Origin of the sequence: Corynebacterium wankanglinii (assembly GCF_013601005.1) — a bacterium.
GTDB classification, from domain to species: domain Bacteria; phylum Actinomycetota; class Actinomycetes; order Mycobacteriales; family Mycobacteriaceae; genus Corynebacterium; species Corynebacterium wankanglinii.
This window is the reverse complement of sequence record NZ_JABFED010000003.1, coordinates 107223-124847: the sequence shown is the minus strand read 5'-3', so window position 1 is coordinate 124847 and position 17625 is coordinate 107223. Positions and strand designations below refer to the sequence as shown.

Annotated in this window: 13 protein-coding genes; 6 read left to right on the top strand and 7 right to left on the bottom strand. The window is 64.5% G+C overall.

The window, feature by feature from the left end; translation table 11 throughout:
* The first annotated feature begins 43 nt into the window (after nt 1-43).
* A complete protein-coding gene (locus tag HMA55_RS06005) occupies nt 44-823 on the top strand; it encodes a hypothetical protein (protein ID WP_181192171.1) in 780 nt (259 codons plus the stop codon).
* 12 nt (nt 824-835) lie between these two features.
* Here HMA55_RS06005 and HMA55_RS06000 read toward each other — a convergent pair whose 3' ends face one another.
* From HMA55_RS06000 to HMA55_RS05990, 3 genes are all read right to left on the bottom strand, one after another.
* Nucleotides 836-2155, bottom strand: coding sequence for an APC family permease (locus HMA55_RS06000; protein ID WP_181192170.1), 1320 nt, complete (start codon nt 2153-2155; stop codon nt 836-838).
* A gap of 124 nt (nt 2156-2279) precedes the next feature.
* Nucleotides 2280-4670 (bottom strand): M66 family metalloprotease, encoded by a 2391-nt coding sequence (locus tag HMA55_RS05995; protein ID WP_181192169.1) that lies wholly within the window; start codon nt 4668-4670, stop codon nt 2280-2282.
* 15 nt (nt 4671-4685) lie between these two features.
* Nucleotides 4686-8123: a Rib/alpha-like domain-containing protein gene (locus tag HMA55_RS05990; protein ID WP_181192168.1), complete on the bottom strand. Its 3438-nt coding sequence runs from the start codon at nt 8121-8123 to the stop codon at nt 4686-4688.
* A 170-nt stretch (nt 8124-8293) separates the two neighbouring features.
* Between HMA55_RS05990 and HMA55_RS05985 the strand changes: the two genes are divergently transcribed.
* On the top strand, nt 8294-9490 hold the full coding sequence (locus tag HMA55_RS05985) for an NAD-dependent epimerase/dehydratase family protein (RefSeq protein ID WP_181192167.1): 1197 nt from the start codon (nt 8294-8296) through the stop codon (nt 9488-9490).
* Complete coding sequence (locus HMA55_RS05980; protein ID WP_181192166.1) at nt 9491-10612, top strand: glycosyltransferase family 4 protein; 1122 nt, start codon at nt 9491-9493, stop codon at nt 10610-10612. It abuts the gene before it with no gap.
* Here the strand turns inward: HMA55_RS05980 and HMA55_RS05975 are convergent.
* Complete coding sequence (locus tag HMA55_RS05975) at nt 10590-11030, bottom strand: hypothetical protein (protein WP_181192165.1); 441 nt, start codon at nt 11028-11030, stop codon at nt 10590-10592. The genes HMA55_RS05980 and HMA55_RS05975 overlap by 23 nt on opposite strands.
* 8 nt (nt 11031-11038) lie before the next feature.
* Entirely contained in the window at nt 11039-12478 is a 1440-nt protein-coding gene (locus HMA55_RS05970) for a glyceraldehyde-3-phosphate dehydrogenase (RefSeq protein WP_181192246.1), read from the bottom strand.
* Between the two features lie 192 nt (nt 12479-12670).
* On the opposite strand from HMA55_RS05970, the gene HMA55_RS05965 reads away from it, so the two are divergent.
* Nucleotides 12671-14281, top strand: a complete 1611-nt coding sequence (locus HMA55_RS05965) for a histidine-type phosphatase (protein ID WP_181192164.1) — start codon at nt 12671-12673, stop codon at nt 14279-14281.
* Between the two features lie 8 nt (nt 14282-14289).
* Here the strand turns inward: HMA55_RS05965 and HMA55_RS05960 are convergent, their stop codons facing one another.
* A complete protein-coding gene (locus HMA55_RS05960; protein ID WP_181192163.1) occupies nt 14290-15273 on the bottom strand; it encodes a 3-hydroxyisobutyryl-CoA hydrolase in 984 nt (327 codons plus the stop codon).
* Nucleotides 15274-15314: 41 nt separating this feature from the next.
* Here HMA55_RS05960 and HMA55_RS05955 point away from each other — a divergent pair, with 41 nt between their 5' ends.
* Nucleotides 15315-16091, top strand: coding sequence for an HAD family hydrolase (locus tag HMA55_RS05955; RefSeq protein ID WP_181192162.1), 777 nt, complete (start codon nt 15315-15317; stop codon nt 16089-16091).
* Nucleotides 16088-16654: a DNA-3-methyladenine glycosylase gene (locus HMA55_RS05950; RefSeq protein ID WP_181192161.1), complete on the top strand. Its 567-nt coding sequence runs from the start codon at nt 16088-16090 to the stop codon at nt 16652-16654. The genes HMA55_RS05955 and HMA55_RS05950 overlap by 4 nt, the downstream gene beginning before the upstream one ends.
* Here the strand turns inward: HMA55_RS05950 and ppk2 are convergent, their stop codons facing one another.
* Nucleotides 16655-17512, bottom strand: a complete 858-nt coding sequence (ppk2, locus tag HMA55_RS05945) for a polyphosphate kinase 2 (protein WP_181192160.1) — start codon at nt 17510-17512, stop codon at nt 16655-16657.
* Between the last annotated feature and the right edge of the window lie 113 nt (nt 17513-17625).

The following is a 17625-nucleotide window of genomic DNA, read 5'->3' as shown; positions in this document are numbered from 1 at the left end:
CGGGAGCAAGGGGGCTCCCGAACGACACCTTGGGGGATGCACCATGACCTTTGCCACCTACGAGCTGTACTACCTGGACACCTACGACCAGGAGGCGGCGGACCTCATCGATGACTTTGACTACGACGAAGACGAGATCGCGTACGAGCTGGACAGCGACTACGTCATCGACAACGGCCTGCGCGTCTGCGTGATCGTCCACGACCTGGACACGCATGAGGTCGAGCTCGCCATGCTCCAGCCCGGCAGCCCGCAGGCGCCCGGCTGGTACACGGGCGAGGACGCCGCGAATGTCGTCGCCGAGCTCGGCCGTATCCTCGTCGCACTCGATGACAAAACGGTGAAGATCACCGAACCGCAGGACCCCGCATTCGCGCTCAAGCGCGGCGCGGCGTTCCAGGCGGAGGACATGTCCACCGCCACCTTGGCCATGGTGCAAGATTCGCAGGACAACGCGCTCTACACCACGTTCTGCATCGAGTTCCGTCCAAACGTGAACGCCGATCTCACGTTCCCGGTCGCGGTGTTCGCGTTCGATCCGCGCGTTGGGCGGCTTTCGGGGCACATGCTTATCGACGACAATCCGTTCGCCCCGCCCTCCTTCAACCGCGCACAAAAGAAAATTGTGGCGCACAGGATCAATGAGATCTTGGAGTCCATCCACGCCGCCATGCGCGAGGAGCGCATGATCAGCCCGTTTAAGAACCTGGGTCCGCAGTTCCGGTCGGAAGGGTTGCCGTCGTTCGAGGCGGTGGACACCCACCACGCCATCGACCAGGCGTTGGAGTATCTGGAGGGGTGGTGGGCGGAGCGGGCGTCGTAAAGCGGGGGCTTACTAGACCGCCATTTCGGGCGGGGCGACCTTGAACCCGCGGGTGATCTTGGCCAGGATGCCCACGCCGACGGCGAGCCAGATGGCACCGATGAGCAGGGCCGTGCCGTCGAGCTGCGTCATCAGGAACACCGCCACCAACGCGCCGAGCGCCGGAACCACGAGGTAGCTGACGGGGTTGAGGTGCTCGCCGCGGTGCTGGCGCCAGTAGAAGATGACGGACAGGTTCACCATGGCAAACCCGATGAACGCGCCGAAATTGATAAAGGAGGTGGACGTCTCCACCGACATAAAGATGCCGATCAGACCGACGGCTCCAGTGAGGACGGTGTTGAAGACCGGGGTCTGCCACTTCTTGTCTATCTGCCCGAAGAACCTGCGCGGCAGCACGTTGTCGCGCCCCATGGCGTAGAGCAGGCGGGTCGCGCCCCACTGGCACGTGAGGCCGGAGGCGAACTCGCCGATGATCACGCCCGCGATAAAGATGGCGCCGAAGAGCGGGCCGCCGATCTGGGCGACGACGTCCACTGCGGCGGTATCCGGATTGTCAAAGAACGGGTCCGGGTGCACGAGCTGCGCGAAGAAGGCCAGGCCAACGAAGATGACGCCGCCGAGCGCCGCGACCAGCATGACCGCGCGCGGGATGCGCTTCTGTGGCTCGTGGGTCTCCTCCGTCAGTGTGGTCACGGCGTCGAAGCCCAGGAACGAGTACGCGGCAATCGCTGCGGCGGAGATGGCGCCGAAGTTGGTGTGCTCGCCGTAGAACGGATGCAAGCTGAAACCGTTGCCCTCGGGGCCCGCAATCTGGCCGACGGAGAGGATGACAAAGAAGATGATGATCAGAAACAGCAGCGCCATGAGGATGAGGTTGGCGCGGTCCGCCACCTTCACGCCCAGGATGTTCAGCACCGAGGTGATCACCACGAACAGGCCCACGCACGCCCACAGCGGCAGCGCGGGCACTGCCTCGTGCAGATAGTTGGCGCCGATGAGCCACACCACCAGCGGCAGGAACATGTAATCCAGCAAGATCGCCCACCCGGAGAGGAAACCCACCTTCGGCCCGATGGCCTTGCGGGCATAGGTGTAGGCGGAGCCGGACACCGGATAGGCGCGGGCCATCTTGCCGTAGCTGGACGCGGTGAGCAGCATGGCGAACGTGGCCAAAAGGTACGCGCCGGCGGCCGCGCCCAGCGAGTTTTCGGAGATCACGCCGAAGATGGCCAGTAGCTCCAGCGGGGCCATGTAGGCCAAGCCAAAGACGACGAGGGACGGGGTGCGCAGGGCGCGTTTGAGTTCCGCAGGAACGGCGGGTGTTTCCATGTATCAGCTCGGTTCTACAGGAAGGGAGCAAAAATGACAGTGGAAATCTACACCTGCTTCCGACACCACACCTAGTGGTGGGTGAAGGGGCGAAGCTCGTCGTTAAGCACACGCCCCGTACCTGCTAGAACGGCGACGGAATCAGCCCCTGGCTCTGCGCCCACCCGAAGCCTGCAGCCCCCAGGCCGATAAGCCCCAGCAGCACACCGATCACGATCGCAACCGGCGACGCCGAGCTGCCGGAGGGCTCGTTGCTTGGCGACGGCTTCGCCGGCACCGGCGCCGGTTTCGCCGACACAGTCGGCGTGTTCACTGGAGCGGCCTTGAGGCGCTCGCGTGCAAACGCCTTCAAAGACTCGTCGGCGTCGGAGGCGAGGACCTCAGCCAGCACCTTGTCCATCTCGGCGCGGGAGTACTGCAGCGCGGAAACCTTGAACGTGTCGGCGAAAACCTGAGCGCCCTCGGAATTGAACACGGTGATGTTGATGGGCACCACCGGGTTGTCAATGAATACGGCCGGGGAAACCTCAATGTCCACAGGGGTAATGAAGTTCGAGTTGCCCTTGGCAAAGTAGTCGTCTCTGAACTCGCCGGCGCCGTAGTCGGCGACCACGGTGAAGGTGTCGTCGGTGGAGCCGAGGTTTCGTAGCTCGCCCTTGATCACGTTGTTGGGGGCCTGGGTGACAATGCCGTTGTCGTTGTCCAGGTAGCGCGCCAGGCTGAAACCGACCTTTCCGTCGTTCTTACCCGAGGCAGCTGCGGCGGTGATGAGCTCGTCCACCTCGGCGCGCTCCTCATCCGCGCGGACGTCGGGCGCTTCAGCGGCACCGTCGAAATCCCGCACACCCTTGCCGATGTAGTCGGTCTTAAACAACAGGTTGTCCCAGTCCGAGGGGATGACGTAATCGAACGTGGAGTCCGCCGGCTTGTACACGGATGTATCGACCCGGTTGGGAATGCGCTCGCTCGCGCGCGTCTCCGCCGCGGAGAAGTCAAACTCGGAGAACTGGTACGCGTAGCTCATCGTGGATTTGTAGTTGCTGAGCCAGTCGTATCCCGGGCGGTCGAACCCGTCGGATGGGTCGTTCGTGTTCACGTAGTGCACGTAACGCTGCGCGGTGTTGTCGGGCAGTTCGCGGCCCCAGTGCGCAAGGCCGAGGGTGTGGCCGAACTCGTGGAGGATGGTGTTGCGCAGCAGCTCGTCACTGTTGGTCACGTCGCCGGAGACGAAAAAGGTGGAGCCGTTGACCTGACCCAGACCGGTCACATTCTTCTTTGCGCCGTGGTCGAAGCGGGTGCCAATCACGGCGTTGCGGAACACCGCGCGCCGGGGGCCGAGCAGTGACTCTGCCTGCTCCTCAAGCTTTTCGGCCTTTCCCCAGTCGTCGAGGCCGCCGAAGTACTCGGCTTCGTACTGCAATGTTTCACCACCCTTGCGTTCCTTCGCCGTCGCGCTCGCCATGGAATCGCTGACGTAGGTCTTGCCAGCGTCGATGTGCAAGTTGATGCCGTTGTCGTCGAAGAGCGCCTCCAGTTCCTTAAACATGGAGGTGTTCGGCGCGTAGTTTTTCGTGTTCGCGTTGGCGCACTCGGCGAACTCCGCGAAGCCTTCCACTGAGGCCGCGAAGCGCTCTTTACGGTCACAGCCGAGCGTCTTCCACTCGGATTCCATCCAGTTGACTTGGAGGAACAGATCTTTGCGGTCCGGGTCAACACCCCAGCGGTGGATGGGCAGCGCTGTGCCGTCTTCAAGCACGATGCCGTTGGTCTCCCACGAGTCGCGCAAGCCATCACCGTCGCTATCCAGCACGGAATCCTGCGGGGTGATGTCCACGGTCATACTGGCGCTCATTCGCGTACCTGGGTCCAGCGTGCGGTCCCAGCTCGCGGCCTGATGCTTGGCGCCGTCGCCAGCTGCCGCAAGCGCAGAGGCCTGGGTGGCGCCCGCCCCCATGGCATCCGGGTCGGCGAACGTCACGTTGGTTATGTAGCCGCCCGCCTTCGGCTCGACGGTAATGCGATTGCCTTGCCGGTTCGCGCGCAGACCCGCAGCTACCGGCAGCGCGTTGGCGAGTTCGACGCTGACGTCGCCAGGAGCCTGACCGGTGTTGTGCACCGTTACTGTCGCGTCCACCCGGCCGCCGTCGATGCGGTAGGTGCGGGTGATGAGAAAGTTGGTCTGCCGTTGGGTGTACACCAGCACGTCGGCGGTGCCGTCAGTGGAAACCTGCGGCTTGACAAACAGCTCCGGAACCGCAGCGTCGCCGTTGGTACGCACCGCAATCGAGGTAGCAAACTGGTGGTTGTCCGCCTGAGACGCAGGGTGGGAGTAGTCAAAGCGGCCGCCTCCACGAGGTGTGATGGAGCCGTTGATGAACGGCTCTGTTGCACTGGAGCGGTTCACCGTTGCGTCGGGCTGCTCGGGGGCGAGAGTGACCGCGGCCTGCGCGGGCACTGCCGTCACGGCGAGCGCAGCGCACAGTGTCACTGCCAGTGATTTTTTCAAAGTCTTCATCTCTGTGTCCCGTTGTTAAAAGCCGAATCGTTGAAGTTGCGCCCTGATGGCGTCTTGGTTGACAAACGCGGCGAACCCGATGCCGGCCAGCGCGGCTAAGGCGCCGAGCACGACCGCGATCCAGCCGCCCACGGACGAGCCGCTCTCCTGCACAGGCGGCGTGGTGCCCGTTGCGGTCACCGGGTATTCCACGACCTTCTTGGAGCCGTCCGGGAACGTCACCTCCACCGGCACCGTGAGCACGGTGCCCGGCGGAACGGCCGCGTTGGCCTCCACCGTGAGCTCGCCGGTTGCGGGGTTGTACTGCACGTTCCAACCGTTGCGGTCGAACGGCAGAAGCTTCGCGCCCGGCGGAAGCCCGGTGCGGATCACGGCGCTGCCGCCTACCTCAACCGTGGCTGCGGTAGCGCGCGGGGCAAACCGCACCGCTTCGGATGTGGCTGTAATCCGCGCGGCGATTTCCTCTGTACTGCCGTCTGGGTATCGCACGCGCACCGTCGTGGTGTACGGCTCGTCCAGCTGCGCATCGTTGGGCAGGCTCACCTTCAGCGTGCCGTTTTGCCTATCGACGTCAACGCTTCGCAATCCCCCGTCATCCACGAGCGCGAACGTGGTGCCTTCCGGCACGGCACCGGTAAGCGCCACAGCGGTGGTGGCGCCCGGCGCGGCCGCAGTGTCCGCGTAGGAAAGGGTGTGTTTGGAGGAGAGGGCGGAGCTCGTCGATAGGCGAACGCTCGCGGTGAGCCGCGTAAACGAGCCGTCGGCGAAGTACGCCACCACCGGCACATCCACCGTGGTCCCCTGCCCTGGCGCGAACACCCGCAGGTTGCCCGTGTACTCGTCGACAACGGCCATCCAGTCGCCGAGGGGTTTGCTCCGGTCCACCTCAAAGGTGGTGTTGGGAGGAAGCACGGCTGCGCCGGTGCGCAGCACGGTCACCGCTTCGTTCGGGCGGACCGACAGGCCGTCTTCGTAGCCGAGCTTGGTTGTATAAGCCAGGAGCGGATCACCGATTTCGATCTCGGCGGAGTAGGTGCCCACGGAGCCGTCGGGGAACGTCACTGTCACAGCGATCCTGCGCGTGCCCGGTGCGGCACCAGCCGGTGGGGTGAAAGTCAGGCGGCCGTTGCCGTCGACGCGCACCCAGTCGCTTACCGCCGGGTCAACACTGAAGCGGGTGCCCTCGGGCAGGCGCCGGTCGGCGTAGGTGAACGGTCCGTCCGTGACCGTCGCGCGCGGCCGGCCAGCCTGGCGCGTGGCACCGGCGGGCACCGGGATAACCGGGAAACGCACAGCGTATTGCTCACTCATGGGTGTAGGGTCGGCGACCTCGACGGTGATGACGTGCGTCTCACCCGTTACGTCCGTAACCTTCACGCGGTACTCGCCCGGTTCGGCATTGCGCGGTGGCCTTGCGACGAGCGTTCCGTCCCCCTCCACCGAAATCCAGCTCTCCGCGGCGGGAATCTGCGTGGTTGTCCCATCCGGCTCGATGCGGGTGACACCGGATGTACGGAAGTTGGCTTCCTGGGAAAGGCCGCCTGAGCGAGTTGGCACGCTCACGCGGGTCTCCCCCGGCTTCACCACAACGCGGTCCCAGTCGAAGCGCGCTGGAACCGGTCTGAGGACGAGCGCGGGCAGGTTGGTCGTCTCCCCGGCCCGGACAGAAACTGACGGCACCACCATGTCGGCGTACAAGGGCGGTGCGGCCACCGTCACCGTGTACTCACCCGGCGTCACGTTGCCGACCCGCACCCTGCCATCTGTGCCGACCGTAACGTTGCGCGTGGCACCGCGTGCGTCTGACAAAGTCACCGTGGCGCCTACGACAGGATCGCCGTAGCCGTCGACGACGATTCCCTCCACAGCGCCCACCTGCGGTGCTGGCCGAGTCGTAGTCGGCGTAGGTCTCTGCGTCGTCGTGGTCGTCGTAGGCCTAGTGGACGTCGGGTTCGTTGACCTCGTCGTGGTCGGCGTAGGTCTCTGCGTCGGCGTAGTCGGCACCGGCCGAGTGGATGTCGTCGTAGTTGAGGTGGGCTTCTGCGTCGTCGTAGTCGGCACCGGCCGAGTGGACGTCGGCGGGGTTGTCTTCGTCGTGGTCGGGGTGGCCGACGTTGTCGGCGTAGGCGTCGGTTCGGCCTCCAAGGCGAAATTGGCGTCATCGACCCCGTTTACTTGAACATCCCTTTCCAGGGCTTCAGGGCGTATGAAACCCGCCGGCACGTCGACGACCTCGACGCTGGTCAATCCGGTGGGTATACCGGTAATTGCGTAGTTTCCCTGCGCGTCGGTGATGTTGCTACGGCCCCCAGCCTGCACCACCACGTTACGGACACCATCGCCCGCGGGATCGGTCACCCGGCCAGACACCGCACCAAACTGCGGCTTGGTCTCCACCGTGATGTCGTTGATTCGGTTGTCGCGCTGATCGCTCACCGGCACGCCGCGAAGGGTTTCGCCACGGGTGCGCTCGGTGCCGCCGATCACCACTTCGTGGGTGCCAACCGGCACCTTAGACACGGTAAAGTTTCCTTTTTCATCCGTGACCGCGTAGCGACCCGCGACGGTGACCTTGGCGTTTGCGACGGGGGCACCGGAGGCGTCGATAAGCTTGCCGCTCACGGAGATCGGATATACCTCAAAGTCTGGGGCTGCGAGGCCCTCAGCTGCTTGCCACGTCTTCGGTTCGGGGGTGGCAAAACCGGCTGGCGGGACGACGGAGATTTCCATCGTGCCGGAGGGCGAAGTCATGGCGATCTCGTAGGATCCGTCCGCTTGCACCGGAGACGAGAACGTCTCTGCGCCTTGGCGGATTTTCACCTGCGTCTGCCTGTACTCGTCCTCGGTCGCCTCGTGGATGGTCACCACACCGCGGATATCGGCGTTAACGGTGGGTCGTGTAAACCGCGCTCCACCCCCGCGTAACGGTGTGGGATAGCTCGCACCCATCCCCGGCGCGAAGAGCGCAAGGCGCTCGTTCTGGCCGACCTCCACTCCCGGGAGCTCGTAGGTTATGCGGATTGTGGGGTGGCCGGATGTGGACGTGCCCTGGGTGCGGTAGGCCTTCACGTCGTATGAAGCGAGGACTTGCGTCCTCCTCATGTGGTCCACGCGGTAGTCGGCCACTTCGGGGATCCTTGTGAACACCGGGTCCCCCACTGGAGCTTCTTCGCGGGGGTTGGTGCTGTCGGCGGGAACGAAGTCGATGCTCACCGTCCGCACCGTCATCGGCGATTGGAAGAACACGGACGCTTCCCAATCGCCCCGCGCGTTCTGTACAGCACCGAAGTTGATGCCGGGTTGTTGCGTTGGGGCGACCTGTGCGTGCGCGACGTCGATCGGCCCAAGCGGCCCAAGCGGCACGGCAGCCACGCCGCCAGCGAGAGCCAACACCGTCGCGGTTGCGGTGATCCGCTTGACACCGTTGCGACGGGTAACGGGCGGACGGGTCATGCGAACTCCCAACTTCTTCGACGCTCTGGCACTGCGAAAACACAGGAAACGCTAGCACTGAATTGTATGCCCTACCCTATTTTGATTCGCCCTGGGGGAGCCTCGCCCAGCGAAGGCTCCGCGACACCGGTAGCGTATGCGGAAATGCGCTTGAGGAAAGGTGTGCTGTAGTGAAAATTGCGGTTTTGGGCGGCGACGGTTTTTGCGGCTGGCCCGCGTCCCTCCACCTTTCGGACCTCGGCCACGAGGTCACCATTGTGGACAACCTGTCGCGCCGGCGTATCGACGAGGAGCTGGGTGCGGAGTCGCTGACGCCGATCGCATCTATCGACGATCGCCTGTCGGCCTGGCGCGACGTCTCCGGCAAGGAGATCCGCTTCGACAACATCGACGTGGCCCAGGACTACGACGCGCTGCTGGCTTTTTTGAAGGACTTCCAGCCCGACACGGTGATCCACTTCGCTGAGCAGCGCGCCGCGCCGTACTCCATGAAGAACCCCCGCAATAAGCGCTACACCGTGGACAATAACGTCAACGCCACCCACAACCTGCTCACCGCGATCGTGGAGTCCGGCCAGGACATCCACGTCGTGCACCTCGGCACGATGGGCGTGTACGGCTACGGCACCGCGGGCATGAAGATCCCGGAGGGCTACCTGGATATCCAGGTAGACGCGGGCGAAAACGGGATCGTCGAGCAGCAGATCCTCTACCCCACCAACCCGGGCTCGGTCTACCACATGACCAAGGTGCTGGACCAGCACCTGTTCGCCTACTACGCCAAGAACGACGAGCTGCGCATCACCGACCTGCACCAGGGCATTATCTGGGGCACGAACACCCCGCAGACGATTCGGGACGAGCGCTTGGTCAACCGCTTCGATTACGACGGCGACTACGGCACCGTGCTCAACCGTTTCCTCATGCAGGCGGCGATCGGCTACCCGCTGACCGTGCACGGCACCGGCGGGCAGACGCGTGCGTTCATCCACATCCGCGACATGGCGCGCTGCATCCAGTTGGCGGTGGAAAACCCGCCGGCGCGCGGTGAGCGCGTGAAGATCTTCAACCAGATGACGGAGACGCACAGGGTGCGGGATCTGGCGGAGCTCGTCGCAAAGATCGCGGACGCGGAGGTGCAGATGGTGCCCAACCCGCGCAAGGAGTCCGCAGAGAACGAACTCCACGTGGTCAACGATGCTTTCCTGGACCTCGGCCTGGAGCCGACGAAGCTGGAAGAAGGCCTCCTGGTGGAGGTCGAGGAGGTGGCGAAGAAGTACGCCGACCGCGCGGACCGCTCGAAGATCCCGGCGCGCTCGCTGTGGACCGCCGCGCAGTCCGCCGGCGTGCCGCAGGGCGAGAAGTAGATGCGCATCGCGCTCCTCACCGAGGTTTTCCTGCCCAAAATCGACGGCGTGGTCACCCGCACCACCCGCCATCTCGACCAACTGGCGGCGCTGGGCCACGAGGTGCTCATCTTCGCCCCCGGCAACCCCCCGGCGGAGTACGCGGGCTTTGAGGTCGTGCCCATCCCATCGCGCGACCTGAAGGTCTACCCGGAGGTCAAACACGGCATGATGGGGCCGCGCGCGTTTCGCCGCCTGCGCGAGTTCAACCCGGAGATCGTCCACGCCGTCAACCCAATCTGGACGGCTGGCTGGTCCACCCTCGTCGCCGCGCGCCGCTACCCCGTCATCGCGTCGTTCCACACGGACGTGCCAGAGTACTGCCTCAAGCTGGGCATTCCGTGGGTGAAGCCAATTGCGAAGTGGGGGATGCGCACCTTTCACGGCCGCGCCGGGGTCAACTTAGTTACCTCGGGCCCGATGATGGACAAGGCCGCCGAGTATGGCATTCCCAACGTGCGGCTGTGGCCCAAAGCCGTGGACACCGAGCGCTTCACCCCCGCCGCCCGCACGCGCGAGATGCGCACCCGCCTCGGCGGCGACGGCCCCCTCGTGTTGTTTGTCGGCCGCATCTCCGCCGAGAAATCAGTCGACCGCTGCGTCCCCATCATGGAAGAAGTCCGCGCCCGCGTCCCCGGCGCGCGCATCGCGTTCGTGGGCGAAGGCCCGCTTTACGACGAGCTCCGCTCCCATGCCCCCGACTGGGCCAACTTCACCGGGTACTTGTCCGGCGACGACCTTGCCGCCGCGTATGCCTCCGGCGACGCGTTGCTGTTCCCCTCCACCACGGAAACCCTGGGCTTTGCCGCGCTGGAGGCGTTCGCGTCCGGGCTGCCGGTGGTGGCGGCGAACGCGGGCGGCCTGCCGTTCGTGGTCGCAGACGGTGAAACCGGGTTCCTGGTGGACCCGGACGCCCCCGACGCCGCCTGGGCCGACCCCATCGTGCGCCTGCTCACTGACCCCGACACGAATGCCGGCATGGCGCGGGCAGCCCGCGCGGAAGCGGAGCGCTGGACGTGGCGCGCCTCCACCGAGACGGTGCTGGGCTACTACGACGAGGTCATTCGAAGCGCAAGACGGTGACCTCGGCGGTCTCCCCGCCCGCGTACTCGCGGGTCTCGGCGCTCCCGCGCACCGTCGCCGCCGGGTCGACCTCCTGGTACGGCTCCACCCCCGGCCCGCAGGCGTCGACTTTGCGCGGGTCGAACCACTCGATCTCCGCACGCCCACCTGCTATCACCCCGATGCCGGAGGCCGTCTCCCAGGCCTGGATGTCATCGTCAATGCCGGGCACGTCGCCCGGGTCAAAGCCGAGGCGCTGCGCTTCGGCCTTGTCCGTGTACGGGCAAAACACGTAAGCCCGCTCCACCCCCGGCCCCGCCACGTCCGCGACGGTGAAGTCCCCGGCCAGCGCGGCGTCTTGCAGCCCCATTTCTGTTCCGTGCGCGCCGCAGCCAGCCAGCGCGAACACGCTGACTGCGGCGGCGAGCTTACGGCGCATGACCATAGCTACTGGATCTCAGCCGGATCCTTGCGCTCCGGGAACACGCGCGGGCGCACGCCTGCGATGTCCTCCACAACACGCACGACCTGGTGGGAGTAGCCGTACTCGTTGTCGTACCAGACGTAGAGCACGAGGTGGTTGCCAGAGGCGATGGTGGCCAGGCCGTCCACCACGGACGCGTGGGTGGTGCCGAGCAGGTCAGTGGAAACGACCTCCGGCGAGTTGATGTAATCGATCTGCTGGCGCAGGTTGGAGTGGGTGGACACGCGGCGCAGGAAGGTGTTCACCTCGTCCTTTTCCACCTCCTTTTCCAGGTCCAGGTTCAGCACTGCCATGGACACGTCTGGGGTGGGCACGCGGATGGCGTTACCGGTGAGCTTGCCCTCGAACTCCGGCAGCGCCTTGGATACGGCCTTTGCCGCGCCGGTCTCAGTGAGCACCATGTTCAGGCCGGCGGCGCGGCCGCGGCGGTTGCCCTTGTGGAAGTTGTCTGCCAGGTTCTGGTCGTTGGTGTAGGAGTGGACGGTCTCTACGTGGCCGTGCTTGACACCGTAACGGTCGTTGATCACCTTCAGCACCGGGGTGATGCCGTTGGTGGTGCAGGACGCGGCGGAGAGCACGCGCTCCTCGCCGATCATGTCCTCGTTGATGCCGTAGACGATGTTCGGGATGTCGCCCTTGCCCGGCGCGGTGAGCAGGACGCGGTCCACGCCCTTGGACTCCAGGTGCTTGGACAGGCCGTCGCGGTCGCGCCACGCGCCGGTGTTGTCCACCACGATGGCGTTGTCGATGCCGTAGGAGGTGTAGTCGATCTCGCCCGGGTTGTTGGCGTAGATCATCTGGATCGGGGTGCCGTTGGCCCAGATGATCTCGTTGTCCTCGTCCACGGTGATGGTGCCGTTGAACGGGCCGTGCACCGAGTCACGGCGCAAAAGCGAAGCGCGCTTGATGATGTCGATGTCGCCCTTCTTGCGCACCACGACGGCGCGCAGGCGCACGCCGCCGTACATCGCCTCGCGGGCGATGAGGATGCGGGCCAGCAGGCGACCGATACGCCCGAAGCCGTAGAGCACGACATCGCGCGCTTCCAGGGAAGAAGATGTGCCGATAACGTCGGCGAGCTCGCGGTCGAGGAAGGCGCGCAGGTCCTGCTCGTCGGAGTGCTTGTACTCCTTGGCCAAACGCCCCAGGTCGATGGAGGCGGTACCCAGGTCCATCTCCACGAGTTCCTTGAGAATCGGCAGCGTCTCGTCGAGCGCCAGCTCCTTCTCATCGATGCGGCGGGCGTAGCGGTGGGCCTTAATGATGTCGATATCGGTCACACCCACCAGCAGGCGGCCGTAGACCGAGGTCACTGCGTTGTGCTCGCGGTGCAGGCGGCTGATCAGTGGCAGCATTTCCTGAGCGAGTGTGAGCTTGTGGTTCCATTCGTCGCGGGGGTTCATCGTTTCGGTCAACGTCGCTCCTTCAGCATGTGGGAATCGGGGGCAATTTTCTCGCCCTTAACCGCCCCCTTACTCTAGCGCCTGCGCGAACCCGCCGGGCAAGGATCCCCTAGCGTGTGTTCACTTTAATTTCATCTCGGAGGTTTAGCCTCGGCAGTGGCCTTGTCCCCCCCCGTAAGGAGCCCGCTCCCCATGTCCATATTTTCCCGTCGAGCTGTATGCGTAGTCGCAGCTGCGTCTGTAGCTGTCAGCAACGTTGCGGCTGCCAGCGCCGATACCGCGACGTACTATTCCACAAAGCAGCCCTACTTCCCTGCCGGAACCATCGACAGTTACAGCAAAGCCCCCGAAGGTTTTCAGCAGATCTACACGAGCTCGGTCAACCGCCACGGATCGCGAGGGTTGTCTTCATTCAAGTACGACGACCTCGCCGGCCAGATGCTCACCGCCGCGAAAGAACGCGGTCAGCTCACGGAACTCGGCGAACGCCTCATCCCGCAGGTCGAGGCGATGAGCAAAGCTAACCGCGAACTGACCGGTCCGGGTGAAGGCGGCTACGGCAACCTCACTGCCTTCGGTCGCGCCGAGTTGAACGGCATCGGCGAGCGCAACGCGCGGCGTAACGCGGAACTGTTCGGCGCTATCGACCGCGAAAAGCGCTCCATTAGTTTTCTGTCCTCCGGTGAGGACCGCGCGATTGAATCCGGCTGGTACTTCGGCAGTGGCTTGCTTGAAACCAATCCGGAACTTACCGACAACCTCACGTACGGTACGGCCGACGGCCATGTAGAGCTCGAGCCCCGCCGAGACCTCCTTTACGCGCACAAGGACAAAACCGCGCCGAGCTACGAGGCATACAAAGCGTGGGCCGACAGCGACGTACTCGCAGAAAAGGTGGAGCAAGCCTACGCAAAACCCGCATCCCGGGAGGCGGCCCAGAGCCTACTGAGAAAGATATTCGCGCCGGAATTCATCGATGCGATCGATAACGGCACCCTGACGTTCGTCGGCGTTGAGAAGAAAGACAAGTCTGTCGAGGGCATCGTTGATGCCGCCCTGCAATTCTATAACCTTTACATCATTGCCCCAGCCATGGAGGAAGAGCCAGCGAAACCCGCCGAAGGTTGGATCTTCGCCGAATACATGGATGAGTCCGACGGACCGACATTCGCTTACCTTCTCGATGTCGAGGACTACTACGAGAAGGGCCCAGCTATCGCAGGCCAAACGGTCTCGTACGACAACTTCGCGCCACTGCTCGACCACATGCTCGCCGGTGTGCGCGAGCGCGCCGAGGGCGGTGACATCGCGGCCGAGTTCCGTTTCGGCCACGCGGAGACCATCATTCCGCTAGCGGCGTTATTGAAACTGCCGGGCTCAGAAAAGGGCGTGCCGGCGAACCAGGTCATGGACTATTCCAACTCCTCGTGGCGTGGCGACAAGGTCGCACCGATGGGAGCGAACATTCAATGGGACGCGTTTCAAAACGACAACGACGACACCATCGTCCGGATGCTGTACAACGAGGCCGAAGTTCCGTTCCACTCAGGCTGCGTGCCGATCGAAGAAGGTTCGATGTTCTACACGCTCGATGAGCTTGAAGACTGTCTCCCGCTGGGCGCAACCTCAGACCACGCAAAGGCCCGCCTCACCGAGACCGCTACGCCCGTTCCGGCGCCAGAAACGTCGTCCAGCAAGATGGGCGCGCCCGAAGTCATCGCGATTGCCGTTGCAGCCTTCTTCTCGGTCTGGGCCCTGCTCGGTCTTGGTGGGGAGGTCATTGCGCGGCTGATGCCCCGCTAGCCCAATAATCAATTGCGCAGGACGTCCCGGTACTTGCCGGGTTCTGGCTGCGGGGCGAAGTTCGGGGACTGGTCCTTGTCCACCAGCACGGCGCGCACCCCTTCGGCGAAGTCCGGCTCACGGGTCATCAGCGCGCCCAGGCGCCGCTCGTTGTCAAGCGCCCCGGCGAGGTCCTTTGATGCGTTGGCGGCGAACAGCTCGGCGGCTGCGACCAGCGACGACGGGGAGGCCTGCGCTGTGAGCTTTGCGACGAGCTCCGCCAACTTGCCGTCCAGCCTTCCCTGAATCTCCGCCCAGGAGCCCTGGAACGTGCGCTCGATTCCGTCGTAAAGCGATGAAAGCTCCGACTCCCCCGGCTCCACCGCAACGGTGTCCAGATAGCCGGGGCCCTCCTCGATGATGCCCTCGAGCACTCCGTCGAGCGAGGAAACCTTGTGCGTGGCAAGCCCTGTGGCCAGCATGTCGTCGGGGCTCAAGCGATAGCCCGTCAACCCCAAAAAGGTGCCCAAGCTTTGCGACGGCACCTTCGGCAAATTCTGCAGCACCCACGACATGCCCACGTCTGTGATGTAGCCGATGTTCATCTCCGGCATGGACGCAAAGGCGTCTTGGGTGACCACCATGTGCGAGCCGTGGGCGGACACACCCATGCCTCCGCCCATAATCACCCCGTTGCACAGTGCGATGTAAGGCTTGGGGTAGTTCGCGATGTCCAAGTTCATGGCGTACTCGTCGGCGAAGAACGCGTCTACTTCGGCCTCGCGGCCTTCGAGGATGCCGTCACGGGCCGCGCGGACGTCGCCACCGGAGCAGAAATGCTTGCCGGAGGATTGGATGACAACCTGTTCGACGGCGTCATCGTCGCGCCACTGCTTGAGTGTGGCGTCGATGGCGCGGGCCATCTCGGGGGTGAGTGAATTCAGCGCCTTCGGGCGGTCGAGCGTGATCACCCCGGTGGTGTTGCGGACTTCGGTCTTCACAAACTCGGTCATGCCAGCCAAGTGTTCCACATCACAGCTGTACTGTGGGGCCAATGCACGTACCTCGGTTAATTGCGCTGGATATGGACGGCACACTGCTCGACCCATCTGGGCGGGTCCCAGACGATTTTTGGCCGCTGGCCGATACCGCACGCGAACGGGGCATCACCATCGCGCCGGCGTCCGGACGCCAGCTGGCCACGCTGCAGGCGATGTTCCCCGGCTTCGACACCTTCATCGCGGAAAATGGCGCGGTGGTGTGGCACGGCGGGCGGGTCGTCTCCACCACTGCCCTTCCCGCCCAGCCGGTTCAACGCCTGCTCGCCGCGCTGCCTGACGCGCCGTCTGCCGCCCACGCCGTGGTGTGCGCGCCCGAGGTCGCGGCCACCGCGCCCCTACCGCCGGTCGTGGACGCGGAGGTGGATAAGTACTACGCGTCGCGCACCCTGCTTCACGACGTCCCTCCGGCCACCACCGTCAAAATCGCGCTCTACGTCGAATCGGACGCGGAGCGAGACGCGCTTGCGTGGGCCCGCGAGGTAGTGCCGGAGCTGCGCGCCGTGGTCTCCGGGGCGCATTGGCTGGACCTCATGCACCCGGACGCGGACAAAGGCAAGGCGCTGCGTGAGCTCGCCGTAGCGCTCGATGTGCCGATGCCTGCCACCGCGGCGTTCGGCGACTACCTCAACGACCTCGGCATGCTCCAAGCTGCGGGCCACGCCGTGGCGATGGGCAACGCCCACGACGACCTGAAGGCCGTCGCCGACGAGGTGGTGGGGACAAACGCGGAGCACGCCGTCGTAGCGAGGCTGGCACAATGGCTCAAATGATCGACTTTGCCCAACCCGCCGATGTTGTCGCCCCGCAGCTGCTCGGCTGCGTGATCACACACAACGGGGTGAGCATCCGGCTTACCGAGGTGGAGGCGTATGCGGGAGCGCAGGATCCCGCCGCGCACACATACCGGGGCAAAACCGCCCGCAACGCGGCGATGTTTGGCCCACCCGGCAGGCTGTACGTGTATTTCTCCTACGGCATCCACTACAACGGCAACATCGTGTGCGCCCCCGAAGGCGATGGCCAGGGTTGCCTCATGCGCGCAGGTGAGGTGATCGCGGGCGAAGAGCTGGCGCGTGAGCGCAGGCAACGCCCAGACAGGGCTCTCATCCCCTTCGATAACCTCGCACGCGGGCCCGGAAACCTCGGCCAGGCGCTGGGCCTGACCTTGCCGGATAACGGCACCGAGGCGCAGCTGACAATGCGGGAGCAAGAGCCCGAGTGGGTCGCCGGCCCGCGCATCGGCATCTCTAAGAACTCCGACGCCCCGTGGAGGTTCTGGATCCCCGGGGACAAGACGGTGTCCTCACCCCGCGGGTACCCGAAAAAGCGCTAGTTACTTGCGCTTGTTCTTGTTCTTTTTGCCCTTGCCGTCCCCCTTGTGGCGCTCGAGGTCGGCGGCGACGTCGGGGACGTAGCGGAACTCGTCGCGAGGCGGGCGCTCGTAATCGGTGATCTCCGGGCGCTCCGGAATCTCCGGCAGGTCGGGCGTGATGTGCTCGTACGGGATGGTGGACAACAGGTGCGAGATGACGTTGATGCGCGAACGTTTCTTGTCCTCGCTCTCCACCGTGTACCACGGCGCGGACGGGATGTCGGTGTGCACGAACATCTCGTCCTTGGCACGCGAGTACTCCTCCCACTTCGTAATGGATTCGAGGTCCATCGGGGACAGCTTCCACTGGCGCAGCGGATCGTTGCGGCGGGACTTGAAGCGCTTGTACTGCTCCTCGTCAGACACGGAGAACCAGTACTTGCGCAGCATGATCCCGTCCTCGACCAAGAGACGCTCGAAGATTGGCGCCTGGTGCAGGAAGCGGCGGTACTCCTGGGAGGAGGCGAAGCCCATCACGCGCTCAACACCTGCGCGGTTGTACCACGACCGGTCGAAGATGACGATCTCGCCGGCGGTGGGCAGCTTCTCCACGTAGCGCTGGAAGTACCACTGCCCCGCCTCGCGGTCGGTCGGCTTCGGCAACGCCTCGACGCGGCAGGTGCGCGGGTTCATGTACTGGGTGATGCGCTTGATTGCGGAACCCTTGCCGGCGGCATCGCGGCCCTCCATGACAATGACGAGGCGTTCGCCGTTTTCCACCACCCACTGTTGCATGGCGACGAGCTCGGCCTGCAGGCGCAGCAGCTCTTTTTCGTAGGCCTTCTTGGACAGCTTCGGCGGTTTCTTGTCGTGGCTCATGGGTGTCACCGTACTCGGGTGCTGCGAAACGCCTCAAAAAACGCTGGAAGCTGAGAAGAGAGATCAACATGAAAGAAGCGCTACATTGTTGAACAATAAATGCGATATACTCT

Excerpts from the sequence above, each read along its gene's own strand:
- HMA55_RS06005 (WP_181192171.1), top strand. The coding sequence starts at position 44 with ATGACCTTTGCCACCTACGAGCTGTACTACCTGGACACCTACGACCAG.
- HMA55_RS06000 (WP_181192170.1), bottom strand. The coding sequence starts at position 2,155 with ATGGAAACACCCGCCGTTCCTGCGGAACTCAAACGCGCCCTGCGCACC.
- HMA55_RS05995 (WP_181192169.1), bottom strand. The coding sequence starts at position 4,670 with ATGAAGACTTTGAAAAAATCACTGGCAGTGACACTGTGCGCTGCGCTC.
- HMA55_RS05990 (WP_181192168.1), bottom strand. The coding sequence starts at position 8,123 with ATGACCCGTCCGCCCGTTACCCGTCGCAACGGTGTCAAGCGGATCACC.
- HMA55_RS05980 (WP_181192166.1), top strand. The coding sequence starts at position 9,491 with ATGCGCATCGCGCTCCTCACCGAGGTTTTCCTGCCCAAAATCGACGGC.
- HMA55_RS05975 (WP_181192165.1), bottom strand. The coding sequence starts at position 11,030 with ATGCGCCGTAAGCTCGCCGCCGCAGTCAGCGTGTTCGCGCTGGCTGGC.
- HMA55_RS05970 (WP_181192246.1), bottom strand. The coding sequence starts at position 12,478 with ATGAACCCCCGCGACGAATGGAACCACAAGCTCACACTCGCTCAGGAA.
- HMA55_RS05965 (WP_181192164.1), top strand. The coding sequence starts at position 12,671 with ATGTCCATATTTTCCCGTCGAGCTGTATGCGTAGTCGCAGCTGCGTCT.
- HMA55_RS05960 (WP_181192163.1), bottom strand. The coding sequence starts at position 15,273 with ATGACCGAGTTTGTGAAGACCGAAGTCCGCAACACCACCGGGGTGATC.
- HMA55_RS05955 (WP_181192162.1), top strand. The coding sequence starts at position 15,315 with ATGCACGTACCTCGGTTAATTGCGCTGGATATGGACGGCACACTGCTC.
- HMA55_RS05950 (WP_181192161.1), top strand. The coding sequence starts at position 16,088 with ATGATCGACTTTGCCCAACCCGCCGATGTTGTCGCCCCGCAGCTGCTC.
- ppk2 (WP_181192160.1), bottom strand. The coding sequence starts at position 17,512 with ATGAGCCACGACAAGAAACCGCCGAAGCTGTCCAAGAAGGCCTACGAA.